This is a genomic window from Rhizobium atlanticum (assembly GCF_030182485.1).
GTDB lineage: Bacteria > Pseudomonadota > Alphaproteobacteria > Rhizobiales > Rhizobiaceae > Rhizobium.
The window spans coordinates 117,165-133,057 of record NZ_JAQJCJ010000003.1 but is presented as its reverse complement, the minus strand read 5'-3'; the positions used below and the strand labels follow the sequence as shown (position 1 = coordinate 133,057).

The window sequence follows — 15,893 nt, the reverse complement described above, 5'->3', positions numbered from 1 at the left end:
TCCCGAATTCGCCGTCAAAGTCCGTTCAAGACACTTTTGAGAAAATCGAGGCCGAGGCGCTCACCCTCCTTGCGCGCGGCCAAGTCCTTGCCCGGCCACCCGTAAGCGGCATCCTCGTGCTCGATCGACAGCGTGCCGTCAAAACCGTAGCCGCGGGCCTGCCTGAGGAAACGCGGCCAGTCGAGCAGACCGAGCCCCGGCAACTTGTATTGCCACCAGCCCTTGCCGTGATAGCCGAGTGCCTGCAGGGCCTCGGCGTCGATCGCCGTATCCTTGGCGTGCAGAATGGCGATGCGGTCCTTGACCGCCTCCAGCGCCCGATAGGGATCGACGCCGATGCGGATGAGGTGCGAGGGGTCGAATTCGAGGCCGAAGCGGCGGTCCTCGATGCGGCGGAAAAGTTCCTGCCATCCCCTTGGCGTCGTTCCGATGAAATTGTCTCTAGGTCCGGGCCAGTTCTCGATCGCGAAGGTGAGGCCGCTTGCCTGCGTTTGCGCGATCAGCCCAATCGCGAAGTGGGCGAAGTCGTCATAGTTGGCCTCTTCGCTTGCCGTATCGTTACGACCGGGAAAGATCACGAAGATCGGAACGCCGGCGCCGCCGATCGCTTCGGCAAATTCTGAGGTCCTTGCCCGGAGTTCCCGGCGCTTGTCGCGATCGGCATCAAGCTGATTGCCGAAAAAAGTGATCGAGGAGACGAAGAGGCCGTGGCTTCTTGCCAGCGTAACGGCATCTTCCACCCGGTCGGGCGTCTTGATGTGACCGCCGACATCGATCTCGATCGCTTCGAACCCCGCCGACGCGGCGAAATCTACCACTTCCTCCAGCGGGCGGTCATTGAATGTCGAGGTATAGAAGCCGATTTTCACCATATCCTCCGATCCTCATCAAAATCCGGGGGCCTTGCGGTCGTTTCAACTGTTCAGCCGATCCATGAACTTCAGCGGCGAGCGCGTGCGCTGCGCCACATCGGCCGATGCGAGCATCAGGGCCGCCGCCATCGGCATGGCCGCCGCACCCATGGCCGAGGCGTCCTCGCCGATCGAGGCGCGATGCAGCGAGGGCAGGTTCGTGTCCTCGGCGTCGAGATGCTCGTGGACGTAACGCAGCAATTCATCGACGATGCGGATCGGCAGCCGGCCGCCGACGAGCACGGCATCGGGATCGACGATCATGGCGATATGTTTGACCGCGACGGCGAGATGCGCGCTCATTTCCTTCAGCCATTGTGAAACGAGGCGCTTGCCGCGCGCGTCGAGGGTCAGCAGATCCTGCGGCACGCTCACCTTGATCCCATGCCGGGCGAGGAAATCATAGAGGAAGAACAGCGAGAAGATCTCCCCGAGAAGCTGGACCTTCTGCGCCTCGCCGTCGCGGCCGTCGGCAATCGGAAGCCAGCCGATCTCGCCGCTGAGGCCCATGGCGCCGCGATGACCGTTGCCGTCCAGAACGAGGCCTCCGCCCGGGCAGGCATTGACGGCGATATAGAAGAAGCTGCTGCTTTCCGCGCCGAGGCCGTAGTTGAGCTCGGCAAGGGCAGCGGCATTAGCCTCGTTTTCGGTGAAGACGGGATGCGGCGTCAGGCTCTCCAGTGCGGCGCGCACGTCGAAATCAGTCCATTCCTGATAGGCGTCGGGCTTGCCGAGCAGCGAGATTTCGCCGAGCCAATCCGGCATGGCAAGGCCGATGCCGGCAAGGCGCGCATCGTCGATCAGCCGGCTGCGCTGGAAATGCGAGATCGCATCTGATGTCAGTTGCATGAATTCCGCTGGCAGGATGAAGCGTTTCTCGTGGTGTACGCGGGCGCGCACATTGCCCACGGCGTCGACCGCCAGGATCGTCAGATGGTCGCGGTCGATGTTGATGCCGATAGCGTAATAGGCGTCGGGATTGATTTCGAGTTCGATTGCCGGCTGGCCTCTGAGCCCATGCCGGCGGCGGGCCTCCATGATCAGGCCCTCGTCCAGCAGGCGGTCGACGATGCGGGCGATCGCCGGTTTGGTGAAGCCGGTCTGCCTGGCGATTTCGGCGCGCGAAATCGGCGCCTGGCGGTGGATGCAGCGGAGCACGACGGCCCTGTTGTGCTCGCCCGCGTCTTCGACATTCGCGCCCGTCAGATCGGGGGAGAGCCTAGCGCCGAGTGTCTGGTTCATGCGTTCAATCCTTCCGCGCGCGTGGAGAGTGAAGCAGACCCTCTCATCCCTTCACCGCGCCGCTGGTCATCGCGCCGAGGATCAGCCTCTGGAGCGACAGGAAGGCGACGATCGCCGGAACGACCGCAATCAGGCAGGCGGCTGCAAGCAGCTGGATGGACGAGTCAGTCTGCATGCCGCGGAAGTTAAAGATTCCGACGCCGATCGGCATCAGGTCATTTTTGGTGAGCAGCAGGAAAGGCACCAGGAATTGCGACCAGCCGGCAATTACAGTGATGATGAAAACCGAGGCGATGCCCGGCGCCGACAGTGGCACGATGATGCGCCAGAAAACCGAGAAGCGGTTGCAGCCGTCGATCATCGCCGCCTCGTCGAGGCTGCGCGGAATGCCGTCGACCGTACTTTTCAACAGCCAGGTCGCCAGGGGAACGCCGAGCGCGATATAGACCATGACGACGGCGAAATGCGTGTCCAGCAGGCCGAGGCGGTTCATGTAGCGATAGAGCGGCACCATGATGACGAGCGGCGAGATCATCTGGAAGAGCAGCAGCCCCATCATCGAGAGGCCCTTGCCACGGAACTGGAAGCGGGAGAAAGCGTAAGCGGCGGGCAAGGCAACGATCAGCACGCCGAGCCCGCTGAGAGCCGCAAGCTTCAGGCCGTTCCAGAGATAGATCGGAAAATAGCTGTTGTTCAGAACCGTGATGAAATTCTGGATGGTGGGATTGTCGGGAATATAGCGCGCCGCGCCGCGATAGACCTCCCGCTTGTCGCGTAGCGCCATCGACAGCAGATAGGTGAGGGGGCCGGCGAAGAAGACGAACATCACCAGCATGAAGAGATAGCTCATGGCATCGCCTAACCGGCTTCCGGTGCGTCCGCTCATTGCTCTTCCTCCTTCGGCAGGAACGACGCATAGACGAAGGCGAGCCCGAGGCTGATGATCAGCATCAGCACGGAGAGCACGCTGCCGCCGGAGAGGTCATAGTTTCGGAAGACGATATTGAAGACGTAGAGCGAGATCACTTCGGTCGCGCGCCCGGGCCCGCCGCCTGTCAGTGTGATGATCGCATCGAAGGTGTTCACCGTCTGGATGGTGATCAGTATCATGTTGACGAGGATGGCGGCGCGCAGCTGCGGCAGCGTGACGAAGAAGAACTGCTGCGAGGCGCTGGCGCCGTCGACCTCCGCCGCCTCGTAGAGCGAGGGATCGATCGATTTCAGCGCCGCATACATGACGACCATCGAAAAGGCGGTGCCGCGCCAGATGTTCGAGATCAGAGTCGACCACGGCGCCATTGCCGGGTCCGATAGCCAGGCGACGGTCGGCATGTGCATCAGCCTCAAAATGCTGTTCAGCGCGCCGTAAGGCGCTTCGGAAAACAGCATCTGCCAGATGATGCCGCCGGCAATGCCCGGCACGACCCAGGCGACGAGCGCCGTGGTCCTGAGGATCGTGGTGCCGAACAGGCCGCGCTTTTCGCCGCGAACGACAGTGACGGCGACCGCAAGGCCGAGGATCTGCTGGCCGATGACGCTGCCGCCGACGAAGATCAGCGTCGCCCAGAGAATGTCGGGCAGTTGCGGCGAGCTCAGCGCATTGGTGATCGACCCCAGCGTATAGTCCTGGGTGTCGCCGATCAGCGTTGCATTGGTGAAGGAAAGCCGGAAAACGTCGATGACGGGATAAAGGTAGAATATGCCGATGACGATGATCACCGGCATGATCCAGGGCAGGGGCGCACCGGCGAACCGGCGCATGAACGTTCTGCTCTGAGGCGGGCTGTCAGCCTCGATGGCAATAGGGCTCATTGGCTTCTCTGTCCGGGTTTGGCACTGTCGACGGCGCCTCAAGTCCAGGCGCCGTCGCGGTCGGAAGCGTTGGAAACGCCCGGGATCAGAGACGCTTGTAAGCCTCCATCGCCGCGCTGAATGCAGCATCCAAGGCCTCTTCCGGTTTCTTCGTCCCCGACAGCACGTCTCCCATCATGATCTGGATCTGGTTGGAGATCTCGGGATAGATCGGCACGCCGGGCCGGGCTTGGCCATCGACCAGCGCATTGGCGAAGGTCTTGTTGGCTTCCGTCGAGAAGACCTCATACTTGTCGAAGAGCGACTTGCGCGTCGGCAGCTGCTGCTGCAGCGCGTTTGCAGGACCCATATAGACGTCGCGCGCCAGGTTGGCGCACATTTCGATCTTCTCCTTGTCCTTGCTGAAGGAGGCGACCGTCCAGCCGCCGGTGCCCGTCGACTTCTGGTCGGCCGTGGGGCCCGGGATCGGCGAGAAGGTCCAGTTCTTGAATTCCTCTTCGTCGAGCGTCGTCTTCAGCTGTGCATATTGCCAGTTGCCGCCGATGAAGAGCGCCGTCGTCGCGGCAGCCGCCGCAGCGTTCATATCGTCGTAATTGGCGATCGTCGTAACGCGCTTCGGCGCCGCACCGGAATCGACGAGATCCTTGAAGTAGTTCAGCGCCTTCAGGAATTTCTCCTTGTTCTCGCCTTCGCCGAAGATTGGCTTGCCCGAGTCGTCGACGAGTTTGCCGCCGAGCGCCCAGTAATTGGCGAGCCAGTCGAAGGTCGTGCCTTCCCAGCGCCCGCCGTTGAAGAGCACGCCTTCCATGCCCTCCTTGGTGGAGGCAAGGGCGGCCTTCTTCAGTTCGTCCCAGGTCTTCGGCGCATCTGCGACCACAGACTTGTTGCGGTAAAGAACGCGCAGGTCCGTATCCCACCACCAGGCACGGATGGTCTTGTCCTTGTCGGTGATGCCGTCGCGGATGAAGGGGAAGAGATCGTCGATTTCTTCCTTGGAGAAATAGGGTGTGAAATCGGCCAGCACGTGATTGACCATGAACTGCGAGAGCACGAAGGAGTCGACGGCCGCACAATCCGGCGCGTTGCCGGCCTTGGCCTGCTCCAGCATCTTGGCCTGTTCGGTGCCGATGTCGGAGGACATGAATTGCATCTGCAATTTCCAGTCCGGATGCTTCTTGATGAAATCGACGAACAGCTTCTGATAGCCCTCGGCGATCGCGGGATCGGAATTGTTCGGGCTGTCGTTTGTCAGGCGGACGACGAGCGTTTTCGGCGCATCGGCAAGGCCGATCCGGTCTTTGGTGGCAAGTTCCTGGGCAAAAATGGTGGATGCTGAAAATAAGACAGTGCTCAGCGCCAATGCGCTGACGGTCGCGCTCTTCATGATGGGTCTCCTCCCCATTTTGAACGAATACAGCCTGGCGGTCGGTTGACCTCTCCTCATTTCCGTGCTGCATTAATTAGATTAAGTTACTTTGATTTGATGTCAAGCCAGAGCTTGGGAGGATGAGATGCTGGCGACATTCAACAGCAGCTAGCGCGCGCTGCGGTTTTCGGAAGGGATGCGCGCCAAAATAAGTTGCCGACAGCGCCTCAGGGACATCAGGCGCATCCAACCGCAATTTTCCTGACGAAAAGGCCGATCGATCGCGGATGGCCGCGACGGTGTCAGTTCGTGCTCCGGGCCGCAGCGGCAGCCGGAAACTGAAGTCCATGGAGGAGAAGATGCGTTTACTCATTCTGGGAACCGGCGGCATGGCCAACCAGCACGCCGCGCGTTTCAAGGCGATCGAAGGCGTCAGCGTCGTTGGCGGCGTCGATGTCGTCCCGGAGCGGCTCGCCGCCTTTTGCACCGAACATGGCATCGCCAATCGTTTCATCTCGGTGGAAGAGGCGCTTGCATGGGGCGAGTTCGATGCAGTGGCGAACGTTACGCCTGACAGCATCCACCACCCGACGACGCTTCAGGCGATCGCCGCCGGCAAACATGTCTTCTGCGAAAAGCCGCTCGCCACCGATGCTGTGAAAGCGATGGAAATGACCGAGGCGATCGAGCGGGCCGGCAAGGTCGGCATGGTCAACCTCACCTATCGCAATTCGCCGGCGCTGCAGAAGGGCCGGCAGATGGTGCTTGCCGGCGAGATCGGCGCCGTGCGCCATGTCGAGGCGTCGCATCTGCAAAGCTGGCTGGTCGGCCGCCACTGGGGCGATTGGAAGAGCGAAAGCAAATGGCTCTGGCGGCTGAGCAAGAAGCACGGCTCGAACGGCGCGCTTGGCGATATCGGCATTCACATCGTCGATTTCGCCTCTTATGGCTCCGGCCTCGACGTCGCCCACGTCTTTGCGCGGCTGAAGACCTTCGACAAGGCGCCGGATCACAGGATCGGCGAATATGATCTCGACGCCAATGACAGCTTCACGATGAATGTCGATTTCACCAATGGCGCGATCGGCACGATCCAGGCGACACGCACGGCAGCCGGCCAGATGGATCAGCTCCGTCTCCGAGTCTATGGCGAAACCGGCTCGGTCGAGATGATCTATGATACCGGCAAATCGAGCTTGCGCGCCTGCCTTGGCGAAGACGTGCACACAGCGACCTGGCGCGAAGTGCCCTTTGATCCCGTCGAGACGAACTACCAGCGTTTCGTCCAGGCCGTGCGGGCGGGCAAGACCCAGGAACCGTCCTTCCGGCGCGCCGCCAGCATCCAGAAGGTGCTCGACAAGGCGCTCGCCTCCGATCTCAGCCACGCCGACGAAGCAATCGGCTGATGCAGCCGAAGCGCGCTTTACTTTCGGCTTAGGCCGAAGCTGGCGGCAGCAGGAGCGTGTTGAGGAAAGGCAGGAGGGCTGCACCGAGTGCCACGCCGCCGCCGCTGAAGCTTGCCGGCCGCATCGGCGAAATCCAGGGCGTCAGCAGCGGCCTGGTCGAGGTGTCGCGCCGCTCGACGGAAAGCTGATGGATCAGCGCCTCGATCACGCCCTGTGGCAGGTCGCCGCCGATCATCACGACGCTCGGGGCGATGAAGCCGGCCATGGCGATGATCGGGTCGAGCAGATGGCCGGCGGCCTCGCGTATCCATTGCGACAGCGACGACGAGGAGAACTCCTCGCCCCTGAGCAGGCGCGCGAAGTCCTCGTCTCCGATGCGTGAGCGCAGGGAACCGAAACCGACGACGGTATTGAGCTGGACATTGTCGGGCCCGGTCAGCATTTCGCCGATGCTGCCCGCCCGCCCATGCACGCCGGAATAGGGTATGCCTCGGATGAGGAAACCCGCCTGAACGTCATCGTCGATGATGATCATCGCGAGCCCGCCCTCCGGCATGGCGCTGCCGATCGTGCGCTCGGCAAGCAGGCCCGCCGTGCATTCGTTCTCGACATAGGTGCGTGCGATCGTCGACATCGCAGCAAGCTGCTCGCTGCGGGCATCGTTCCAATCGTTGGCGGCGATCCCGAGCCCGACGATCGGCAATGTCGCATGCCGATCGGCCATGTCCCGGACCGCCGCATGTACCGCGCCGACCCCGTCTTCCGGCTCCACGTCGAAATAGACCCGGTCATGCACTTGGCCGCTCAAATCGATCAGCACGATCTCGCCGCGCGTCCGGCGAAGCTTGACGCCGATCGAAAACGCGCCCTCCGGCCGCAGCGCGAATTCCGTGGCCGTCGCCCCGCCGCCGAGCCCGGTGCGCCGGTTCGATGTCACGAGCTTCTCGTCGGCAAGCCGACGCAAGATATTGGTGATGCCAGGCCCGGTCAGCCCGCTATGCCGCCCAAGCTCGGTGCGCGTCAGCGGCCCGTGCCGGCGGATTGCTTCCAGAATGACGCGGATATTCCGGTCGGCGATCTCACCCGATCTCAAGCCCACCGTTTTGGCGCGGGGAGCGCCCAACTCTTGAGTGTGAAGCCGACGCGGCCCCGACCGAAGATACCGCATGACCGTCTTTCTTGAGAGCACTTCGACGGTGTGTATCACGCTTATCGGTGTTCGTAACGATTTTCCAACAGTCGTTGTAACGAAGAGCTCCGGCTTTCGACGAACCGCACGGGGTGCCGATCATCCTCGCTGAGTCTCTTTAAGCTAATAGCTGCAAGGACGATCGTTGCCGAATCCGTCGCGGCAAGCCGGCCTGAGTGCGAAGTCAGCGCTGGAGTATCCAACCGAGCCGGTCTGCACCGAGTCGGTAGAGCTCGTCGTGCAGGACGACACCGACATGGCAACGGCGATGAGCGGTGCCATCGCTGCGGGCAATTTCCGAATCCGGAGCATCCCTCAACCTCCCTTCGCTCGCCCAAAGCGAGCGTCTTCAGTGTGATTGCCAAAGCAGATAGATCGATGCTGCGATCGGGAAACTGTCGCCGTCGATCAAGATTGCGTTATCCTTGCGGCTGATGGTCGCCTACTTAGAAGGGAAGGGGTTTTTCGAAGGGCTCGGAGGCTGGAGAGAGCTCCGGGGCTCGTTAGGGAGAAACGACGTGGCACGGGCCGTTGAGAAAATCACGCTCTGCGTTGGACTTGAGATCGCTTTCTATAAACTTATCCGGGCGATCAAAACGCGCTTTGAGGCAGGAGCTCGATCAAAAATCTCTCGGAGGACATAGCACGCCGCGGATTGCTGACCAGCCTGAATGTTCGCCCGCGGGTGTCATTTCCATGCTATGATGGGCCTGCGAAGCTCAAGTTCGACGTCTGGAATATGGCGGAGGCCGAACGCTACTTTGCCCCGGCGAAGGGAGTTTGCGCCAGCAGGGGCTCGATCCCCGAAGCGCTGGGTGTGCTGCCTTTTTGATTGATCGGGAGGAGGTTGTTCATGTCCACGGATAGTGTCGACCGCCCGCTGCAGCCGGGAGACCGGGCACCGAATGTTGTACTCGACGCGATCTCGCGCGAAGGCAAGATCGCGCTCGATGACTTTCGAGGCCGTAGCCCGCTACTGATCGGTCTATTTCGAGGCCTACACTGTCCATTCTGTCGGCGTCATGTCTCGGCGATGGCGCAACTCAACCCTGCCCTGAAGGAGAAAGGCATCGAGTGTCTCGCCATCGTCAAGACGCCCGTCGAACGGGCGCGGCTCTACTTCCGTTACCATCCGCTACCGAACCTTATCAGCGCATCCGACCCGCAGGGGGCTTCGCATCGCGCCTTCGGTTTACCCATTCTCGAACTCACGGAGAATGAAACCGAATGGCCGCATAAGCTTGGAATGGACGCGGTCATGACGATGCGGATTGATCTGCCGGGGGAGTTGCCCGTTCCGATGAACCCGGCTGCGGCGGGCGACTTTCTGGAGAAAAAGGACCCGTATGAAATGACGGCGGCCGACCAGCAGATTATCATCGCCGGTCACATGCCGCTTATCGGCGAGTTCCTGCTCGATCGGGAAGGCACTGTGCGCTGGAGTTTTACAGAAGCCGAAGAGGGGGGCCAAAATCTATGCCGGGCGCCGAGTCCCGAAGAATTGATGTCAGCAGCCTCCCAAGTCGCACTTCAATAAGCTGCTGAACAACTCGTCCCACGAGATCGTTGGCAGCCTTAAACCAATCGGCGAACGCGCAGAGCTTCCCGTTGTATACGATGATCAGCAGGTCTGGGACACCAGCGGACCGTGGCATTGCGAAGCCCGCGGCCGGTCGTTACGCAGCTGCACCAAGTCCGTGGCGAGCAACGGTCATCAGAACCAGTAGAATCTAGACCAAAGTCAGCATCGCCTGGAAGGGTCTCAACCAACCATCAAGGTCAGGGCCTCGGATGGTAACCTCTTTGCAACATCCGCAATGAGGAGGAAGTCGCTCCCTCCCCATTTATCACTGCATCGCCGTGACCTCATTGATGGACCGGATCCGTCACCGCTTTGATGACCTCGGACGCCATCTTGAACTCCTTCTCGCGGCTGGTGATGCCATGGCGTCGCGCGATCCAGTTAAAATCCGTATAGGCAACACGGACCGTTCCATCCTTCGCTTCGTAGACGAGAACTCTGACGGGCCAATCGAGCCCGGCCACTGGATTGGCGGTGATGAACGTCGTTCCGAGCGCCGGATTGCCGAACAGGATCAGCCGCGATGGACGGACCTTGTTGCCAGCCGCGTTGCCGAGCCTTGCTTGATCGATATCATCGAACAGCATTATGCCCTTCTCTGCGACGCTGCCTTTGATCTTTGTGACAGTCTCGTCGACCGAATAGCGACTCTTCAGAACAACTACACCGTCCCGGGCACCTGCCTGGACGATAGTGGCTGATGCCGACAGAATTCCTGCCAATGAAAGCGCGGCCATGAACAATAGTCTGATCGTTTTTTGCATGTCATTTACTCCTTTCGGTTGTGTCTGCATTCAAACTCGTCGCCGGCTTCCGCATGGAAGGGGCGACCCCTATTCCGGCTACCACGGAAAGCTGGGATCTATCGGTGCGGGGCGCTTAGCGAACCCGCGAGCAGCATTGCTACCGCCAGAGCTGCGATAAGCACGTAGACGGATGCGTTCCAGCCGACGTGATCGTAGACCTGACCGAGAACCACACTGCCGGCCATGCCTCCGGTATAGTAGGATGCGAGGTAGATGCCGCTCGCTCCAGCCTTGTCGCTCCTGGCATGTTGACCCACGACGCCGGTTGCCATTGCCTGTGCGAGGAAGGTGCCAACCGCCACCAGTGTCAAACCGATCAGGATGACCGGCAAATACGCGCTGAGAAGCGCGACGAGTCCGACGATGGCAATCGCAAGCGTCAGCACGATTCCGGTTGCCGGCCCCACAGCGCTTGCGAGCCTGCCGGCGAAAGGCGTGGTGAAGATCGACGGAAGGAAGACGAGGTAGACAAGGCCGAGCGCCATCGGGCGTACCCCGAGCGTGACAATCCGAAAGTTGACATAGGTGTAGGTGCCGATGAACACGAAGAGGATGAGGAAACCGATAGCGAAGACGCGTCGCAGCTCCGGATCGGCAAGATGTCCGCCCCAGATGCGCATGGTGAGGTTCCCGCGATCATCGCTCCGCATCATGCTGGTCGTCCTTTTGAGCGTGAACCAAACCAGGGCGGCGCCGAAGAGGTTGAGGGCGGCAAACACCAGAAAATTTATCGAGAGGCCGCCAATGCCTGCGACGGCAGCGGACAGCATGCGGCCGAAGAGGTTGCTGGCAACATTGCCGGTGACATAGGCGGCTAGGGCCGTGGAGGCCTTTCCGGCGGAGAAATGCTCCGACAGATAGGCGGCCGTCAGCGTGAAGGCCGTCGACATGCAAAGCCCCTGAAGTACTCGCAGCGCGGCAAAGACGATGATGTTGTCGGTAAATGCCAGAAGCGTCGTTGGCACGGACAGGATCGCGAGGCTGATCCAGATGCCGTTGCGCCGGTCCAGGCCGCTGCCGACGAAGGCGACGAGCAGACCGGCGAGCGCCATACCGAGGGTGCTGGCATTGACGGCGAAACCCATCGTGGCACGGCTGACCTGAAACCTCTCGACCAGAGAAGGCAATACGGCTTGCGCCGCAAAGAGGTCGACCAAGGTCAAAAAGGCGATGAGTGCGATCAGTCCAAAGCGCCAACTCTCGGCGTGAATGGTCCGGCGCTCTTGAACGGATGCCGTGAGCGGCTGTTCGATGTCAGTCATGCTTGTTCCTCCGGGATGCGGCGTTTCCCTGCCAGTGCGAGGGAAACGCCGGCGAGCGATGGGGCTGCTTCAGATCAGAGGGCAACCGTTACATCGCCGCGTCATCGGTGTGCATTTCCGGGCTCAGTATGTCGGAGGAATAGAGCACGGCCGAAGCCTTGCCATTGTTCTTCCACCAATGGGAGAGATGTCCAAACTCGGCCGTCACCTCGCCCTTCTTGTGCAGGATCGGCACCTTGCAGGTGCTGCTGTATTCCGTGATCGAGCCGGAGATGATCAGGATATTGGCCGGGCGCATCTCGTGCGAATGCCAGGGAACGATGCCGCCTGGCTGCACGACGAGCTTGCGCATGCGCAGCATGCTGCCCTTCCAGGCTTCGCCCTTGGACGAGAGATCGATTGTCCTGACGACGCTGTCGGAGACGCCCTTCGGCATCATCGGGCCAGGCTTCATGCCATCCTCAGTGACCTGATCAGCCGGGCATTCGCCCGCCATGGCGGACGCGGCGGGCAGGCCGGCGCCGAGGACCACTGCAGCGAATGCGAGAGCGGCGAGGGACATGCGGTCGGTTTTCAATACGGGCTTCATCAGCGGTTTCTCCTTGTTGGAGCCCGGCGGGGACGGTGCCGAGCATGTTCGAAGACTGGCGGAGCGCCGATCGAAAGAGAAATGCCAGATGCTTTTGATTTCGATAGCCGCAAGCTATTGTCAGCCGCAGGGGAAACACCGAATGCCCGGCAGCTTGCCAGGCTGTGCTCCCGTGGTTGTTACGATACTGCCTTTAATGCGAACGGCCCGACGCTTTCGCCCAGCCGTATGATTTCACGGCGCCGACAAAGACCGAAACCGCCGGGGAGAAGCGTCGGCCCGCCACCGTCACAAGGCAGACCTCGCGCGAGACTTCCGGGTCCGCGACAGGTCGCACCTGCAATCCTGGAATAACGGCGCTGTATTCGGGAATGAAACAGATACCAAGGCCGCCGGCGACCAGGTTCTGGATCCAGTCCTCGCGCTCGCTGGAATAGGAAACGAGGGTCTTCACGCCTTGTGCGTCGCAGAGATCCGTGAGGTAATCCCAGTATTCGCAGTTGACGCGACGCAGGTAGATCTCACCGTCTATCGCCGCGATCGGAATGGCTTCGTATTGGCCGAGTCGATGGCCGGCGGGGAAAGCGAGCATGAACCTCTCGCGAAAGAGCGAGGTCACGTCGAAGCGTTCCGGAAAGCTCGTTGCCGTCGACATGAGCGCCACATCGATTTCGCCAGTCTCGAGCAGATCGGACAACCGGGCGGGCACGCCCTCGATCAGTTGCAGCTGGATTCCCTTGTGGCGCATATTGAATTCGGTGAGCAGACCGGTGAACCGGCGCGGTCCGATCGTGCACATGATGCCGACCTTGAGATGCGCTTCGCTGAGACAAAGAAATCGCGATGCCTCAGTACGCACACCCATCAACTCGTCCTGGATCTGCTGGAATCGTGGGCGCAGAAGATTGCCGAGATCTGTTATGTGCGTGAGATTGCGCTCCCGGCGGAAGAGCAGTCCGCCCACCTCATCCTCCAGCTGCTGGATGGCGCGACTGAGCGCTGGCTGAGTAACATTGCACTTTTCGGCCGCGCGCGTGAAGTTTCGCGTTTCACACACCGCCAGGAAATACCTTATATGGTGAATATCCATCGCCGCCCCTCGGCATAAATTCTATTTGCAATACCCTCAATATTCTCCGCGGGCGGCATTCTCCTCCAATGCCATGGATTTATCAATTCCATACCAGACTGGCATTTCTAAAACGAAGTCCCGTCGACCATTGTGATTGCAAGACGCTAGACGGCGTCGTCGATCGTAGTGGAGAGCGGATATGCTGAACGCCTTTGATCCCGTAACTGATACTCTCGTCGGCCGCAGGCCCTTGGAAGGGCGTAGCGCCATAGTCACTGGCTCGACCAGCGGCATCGGCCTTGGAATTGCACATGCGCTTGCAAGGGCAGGGGCCGCCGTGATGTTGAACGGCTTCGGCGATCCTGCCGAGATCGAGATGCTGCGCGACGGCATTGCCACCGATAACGATGTCGACGTTGCCTACGACGCCGCTGACATGTCGAAGCCGGAAGCGATCCGCATGATGGTCGAGAGGGCGGTCGCCCGTTTTGGGCAGGTGGACATCGTCGTCAACAATGCCGGTATCCAGCATGTTTCGCCGCTCGGAAAGTTTCCGCCTGAAAAGTGGGACGCCATACTTGCTATCAATCTTTCCTCAGCCTTCCATCTCGTTCAGGCGACGTTCGACAGCATGTGCGCCAACCGCTATGGCCGGATCGTGAACGTCGCCTCCGCCCACGGATTGGTCGCGTCCCCCTTCAAATCCGCCTATGTGGCGGCCAAACACGGTATTGTCGGCTTCACCAAAACGATCGCGCTCGAAGGCGCGGAATACGGGGTGACGTCCAACGCGATCTGCCCCGGTTACGTTTGGACGCCGCTTGTCGAGCACCAGATCGAGGATCAGGCGAAGTCGCACAACATCCCGCGGGACGCGGTGATCCGCGACGTTTTCCTGAAGGACCAGCCGACGAGGCGTTTTGCCACGGTTGAGGAAATGGGCGCGCTTGCCGTCTTTCTCTGCAGCGATCTTGCCGGATCGATCACCGGCACGGCGATCCCTGTCGACGGGGGTTGGACTGCGCACTGATCAATCATTTGAGGCACGGAGGTTGCGATCGTGAACAAACATGTAGGTGCAAAGCTCAAAATGCAGCCCGACTCGTCGCCTGCCGAGCGCGAGCCGCGGACGATCAATCTTGCGCTGCAGGGCGGCGGGGCGCACGGCGCCTTTACGTGGGGAGTGCTCGATCGGTTACTGGACGAGCCGAGCCTGTCATTCGAAGGCATTGTGGCAACCAGCGCGGGCGCGATGAATGCTGCGGTCGCAGCCTATGGCCTGGCTGAGGGCGGGCGGAGCGGAGCACAGACGGCGCTTGCCAATTTCTGGCGCCGTGTCAGCCACGCAGCTGCATCCGGACCTTTGCAGCCAACCTTGCTCGACCGCATTATAGGCTCGAAATCGCTGGAATTCTCGCCGGCGTTCATCATGTTCGACCTGGTGACACGGCTTATGTCGCCGTACCAGTTCAACCCCTTCAATTTCAATCCGCTGCGCCAGGTGCTGGAACAGTCGATCGACCTGGAGGCAATCCGAATGGCACGCTGCCCTGTCAAGCTCAACATCTGTGCCACCAACGTGCGGACTGGCAAGGTGAAGGTGTTCGGCAACGACGAGCTCTCGATAGATGCCATCATGGCGTCTGCCTGCCTGCCCTTCCTGTTCCAAGCCGTGGAAATCGGAGGGGAAGCCTATTGGGACGGCGGCTATATGGGCAATCCCGCAATCTTCCCGCTGATTTATGGCTGCGACACGCCCGATGTACTGGTCGTACACATAAATCCGATAGAACGAACGGAACTGCCGCGCACGGCTGGAGAAATCCTCAACCGTATCAATGAGATCAGTTTCAACTCGTCGTTGCTGAGGGAAATGCGTGCGGTGGCCTTCGTCACACAGCTGATCGACACGGCAGCGTCGCCGCCTTCCAATCTCAAGCGCATTTTCGTGCACGGTATCTCAGACGACGAAGCGATGAAAAACCTCAGCGTCGCGAGCAAGCTCAACGCCGACTGGGGGGCGCTCATGGACCTGAGGGATCGCGGCCGCCAATGCGCCGATCTCTGGCTGCAGGCCAATTACCAAGATATCGGCAAACGATCGACCGTGGACGTCCGCGAACGTTATCTCTGATCCTCAGCCATTTCGGCAGTCCCGCCTCCCGCCCGCAGAAACTTGAGCCCCGTCCACCACTCCGGCGGGGGCTTTTTTTGTCTTCAAGATTGCCTGTCGACGCATAGAGACAGCGTATCGAAACCATGCAGAGACAGCATTTCAGGTGACAGCTGACTTCTGGGAAGGTGAAGACAGGCAAACCGATGGCGGTTTGACCTCACGCAACCCAGGAGATTTCTCATGAATACCACTCGTCTTCTCATCAGTTCGGCCCTTGCCGCCGCAGCCTCCGTGGCTGCGGGCAGCGCCTTTGCCGGCCCGGCTGCCAAGCCGGATTTCTCGTTCGAAAAGTGCTTCGGCGTCGTGAAGGCCGGCCTGAACGACTGCCAGACGGCCAGCCATTCCTGCGCCGGTACGGCCACCGCCGACAACGCCAAGGATTCATGGATCTACGTGCCGGCCGGCACGTGCACCAAGATCACCGGCGGAAGCAACGAACCCAAGGCCTGACCTTTCCACCACTTCAATCAAAGGAGTAAT

At 60.7% G+C, this 15,893-nt stretch carries 17 protein-coding genes; 5 read left to right on the top strand and 12 right to left on the bottom strand.

From position 1 onward, the window contains the following. Positions 1-14: 14 nt before the first annotated feature. The 6 genes from PH551_RS05875 to PH551_RS05850 form a co-directional block, all read right to left on the bottom strand. Positions 15-869 (bottom strand): sugar phosphate isomerase/epimerase family protein, encoded by an 855-nt coding sequence (locus tag PH551_RS05875; RefSeq protein WP_285192457.1) that lies wholly within the window; start codon positions 867-869, stop codon positions 15-17. 45 nt (positions 870-914) lie between these two features. After that, positions 915-2,153, bottom strand: coding sequence for an ROK family transcriptional regulator (locus PH551_RS05870; RefSeq protein ID WP_097601242.1), 1,239 nt, complete (start codon positions 2,151-2,153; stop codon positions 915-917). A gap of 43 nt (positions 2,154-2,196) precedes the next feature. Further along, positions 2,197-3,039: a carbohydrate ABC transporter permease gene (locus tag PH551_RS05865; RefSeq protein ID WP_085782016.1), complete on the bottom strand. Its 843-nt coding sequence runs from the start codon at positions 3,037-3,039 to the stop codon at positions 2,197-2,199. Beyond that, entirely contained in the window at positions 3,036-3,965 is a 930-nt protein-coding gene (locus PH551_RS05860; RefSeq protein ID WP_085782015.1) for a carbohydrate ABC transporter permease, read from the bottom strand. Before PH551_RS05860 ends, PH551_RS05865 begins: the two co-directional genes overlap by 4 nt. An 85-nt stretch (positions 3,966-4,050) precedes the next feature. Further along, complete coding sequence (locus PH551_RS05855; protein WP_097601244.1) at positions 4,051-5,349, bottom strand: extracellular solute-binding protein; 1,299 nt, start codon at positions 5,347-5,349, stop codon at positions 4,051-4,053. A 76-nt stretch (positions 5,350-5,425) separates the two neighbouring features. Next, positions 5,426-5,704: a hypothetical protein gene (locus tag PH551_RS05850; protein WP_285192237.1), complete on the bottom strand. Its 279-nt coding sequence runs from the start codon at positions 5,702-5,704 to the stop codon at positions 5,426-5,428. Between PH551_RS05850 and PH551_RS05845 the strand changes: the two genes are divergently transcribed. Continuing rightward, positions 5,691-6,737, top strand: a complete 1,047-nt coding sequence (locus PH551_RS05845; RefSeq protein WP_285192236.1) for a Gfo/Idh/MocA family protein — start codon at positions 5,691-5,693, stop codon at positions 6,735-6,737. The genes PH551_RS05850 and PH551_RS05845 overlap by 14 nt on opposite strands. Before the next feature lie 28 nt (positions 6,738-6,765). Here the strand turns inward: PH551_RS05845 and PH551_RS05840 are convergent, their stop codons facing one another. Together PH551_RS05840 and PH551_RS05835 are read right to left on the bottom strand one after the other, a co-directional pair. Then, positions 6,766-7,905 (bottom strand): ROK family transcriptional regulator, encoded by a 1,140-nt coding sequence (locus tag PH551_RS05840; RefSeq protein WP_285192235.1) that lies wholly within the window; start codon positions 7,903-7,905, stop codon positions 6,766-6,768. A 144-nt stretch (positions 7,906-8,049) separates the two neighbouring features. Beyond that, positions 8,050-8,238 (bottom strand): hypothetical protein, encoded by a 189-nt coding sequence (locus PH551_RS05835; protein WP_285192234.1) that lies wholly within the window; start codon positions 8,236-8,238, stop codon positions 8,050-8,052. Between the two features lie 541 nt (positions 8,239-8,779). On the opposite strand from PH551_RS05835, the gene PH551_RS05830 reads away from it, so the two are divergent. After that, entirely contained in the window at positions 8,780-9,463 is a 684-nt protein-coding gene (locus PH551_RS05830) for a peroxiredoxin-like family protein (protein ID WP_285192233.1), read from the top strand. A 329-nt stretch (positions 9,464-9,792) separates the two neighbouring features. Here the strand turns inward: PH551_RS05830 and PH551_RS05825 are convergent, their stop codons facing one another. From PH551_RS05825 to PH551_RS05810, 4 genes are all read right to left on the bottom strand, one after another. Further along, on the bottom strand, positions 9,793-10,272 hold the full coding sequence (locus tag PH551_RS05825) for a DUF302 domain-containing protein (RefSeq protein WP_483315408.1): 480 nt from the start codon (positions 10,270-10,272) through the stop codon (positions 9,793-9,795). Positions 10,273-10,370: 98 nt separating this feature from the next. Next, complete coding sequence (locus PH551_RS05820) at positions 10,371-11,576, bottom strand: MFS transporter (RefSeq protein WP_285192232.1); 1,206 nt, start codon at positions 11,574-11,576, stop codon at positions 10,371-10,373. An 88-nt stretch (positions 11,577-11,664) separates the two neighbouring features. Further along, positions 11,665-12,165, bottom strand: coding sequence for a cupin domain-containing protein (locus PH551_RS05815; protein WP_285192231.1), 501 nt, complete (start codon positions 12,163-12,165; stop codon positions 11,665-11,667). A 193-nt stretch (positions 12,166-12,358) separates the two neighbouring features. Next, complete coding sequence (locus PH551_RS05810; protein ID WP_285192230.1) at positions 12,359-13,255, bottom strand: LysR family transcriptional regulator; 897 nt, start codon at positions 13,253-13,255, stop codon at positions 12,359-12,361. A 181-nt stretch (positions 13,256-13,436) separates the two neighbouring features. Here PH551_RS05810 and PH551_RS05805 point away from each other — a divergent pair, with 181 nt between their 5' ends. From PH551_RS05805 to PH551_RS05795, 3 genes are all read left to right on the top strand, one after another. Next, positions 13,437-14,267 (top strand): 3-hydroxybutyrate dehydrogenase, encoded by an 831-nt coding sequence (locus tag PH551_RS05805; RefSeq protein WP_085862089.1) that lies wholly within the window; start codon positions 13,437-13,439, stop codon positions 14,265-14,267. Between the two features lie 30 nt (positions 14,268-14,297). Then, entirely contained in the window at positions 14,298-15,371 is a 1,074-nt protein-coding gene (locus PH551_RS05800) for a patatin-like phospholipase family protein (protein ID WP_285192229.1), read from the top strand. 222 nt (positions 15,372-15,593) lie between these two features. Continuing rightward, entirely contained in the window at positions 15,594-15,863 is a 270-nt protein-coding gene (locus PH551_RS05795) for a BufA1 family periplasmic bufferin-type metallophore (protein WP_085862087.1), read from the top strand. Positions 15,864-15,893: the final 30 nt, after the last annotated feature.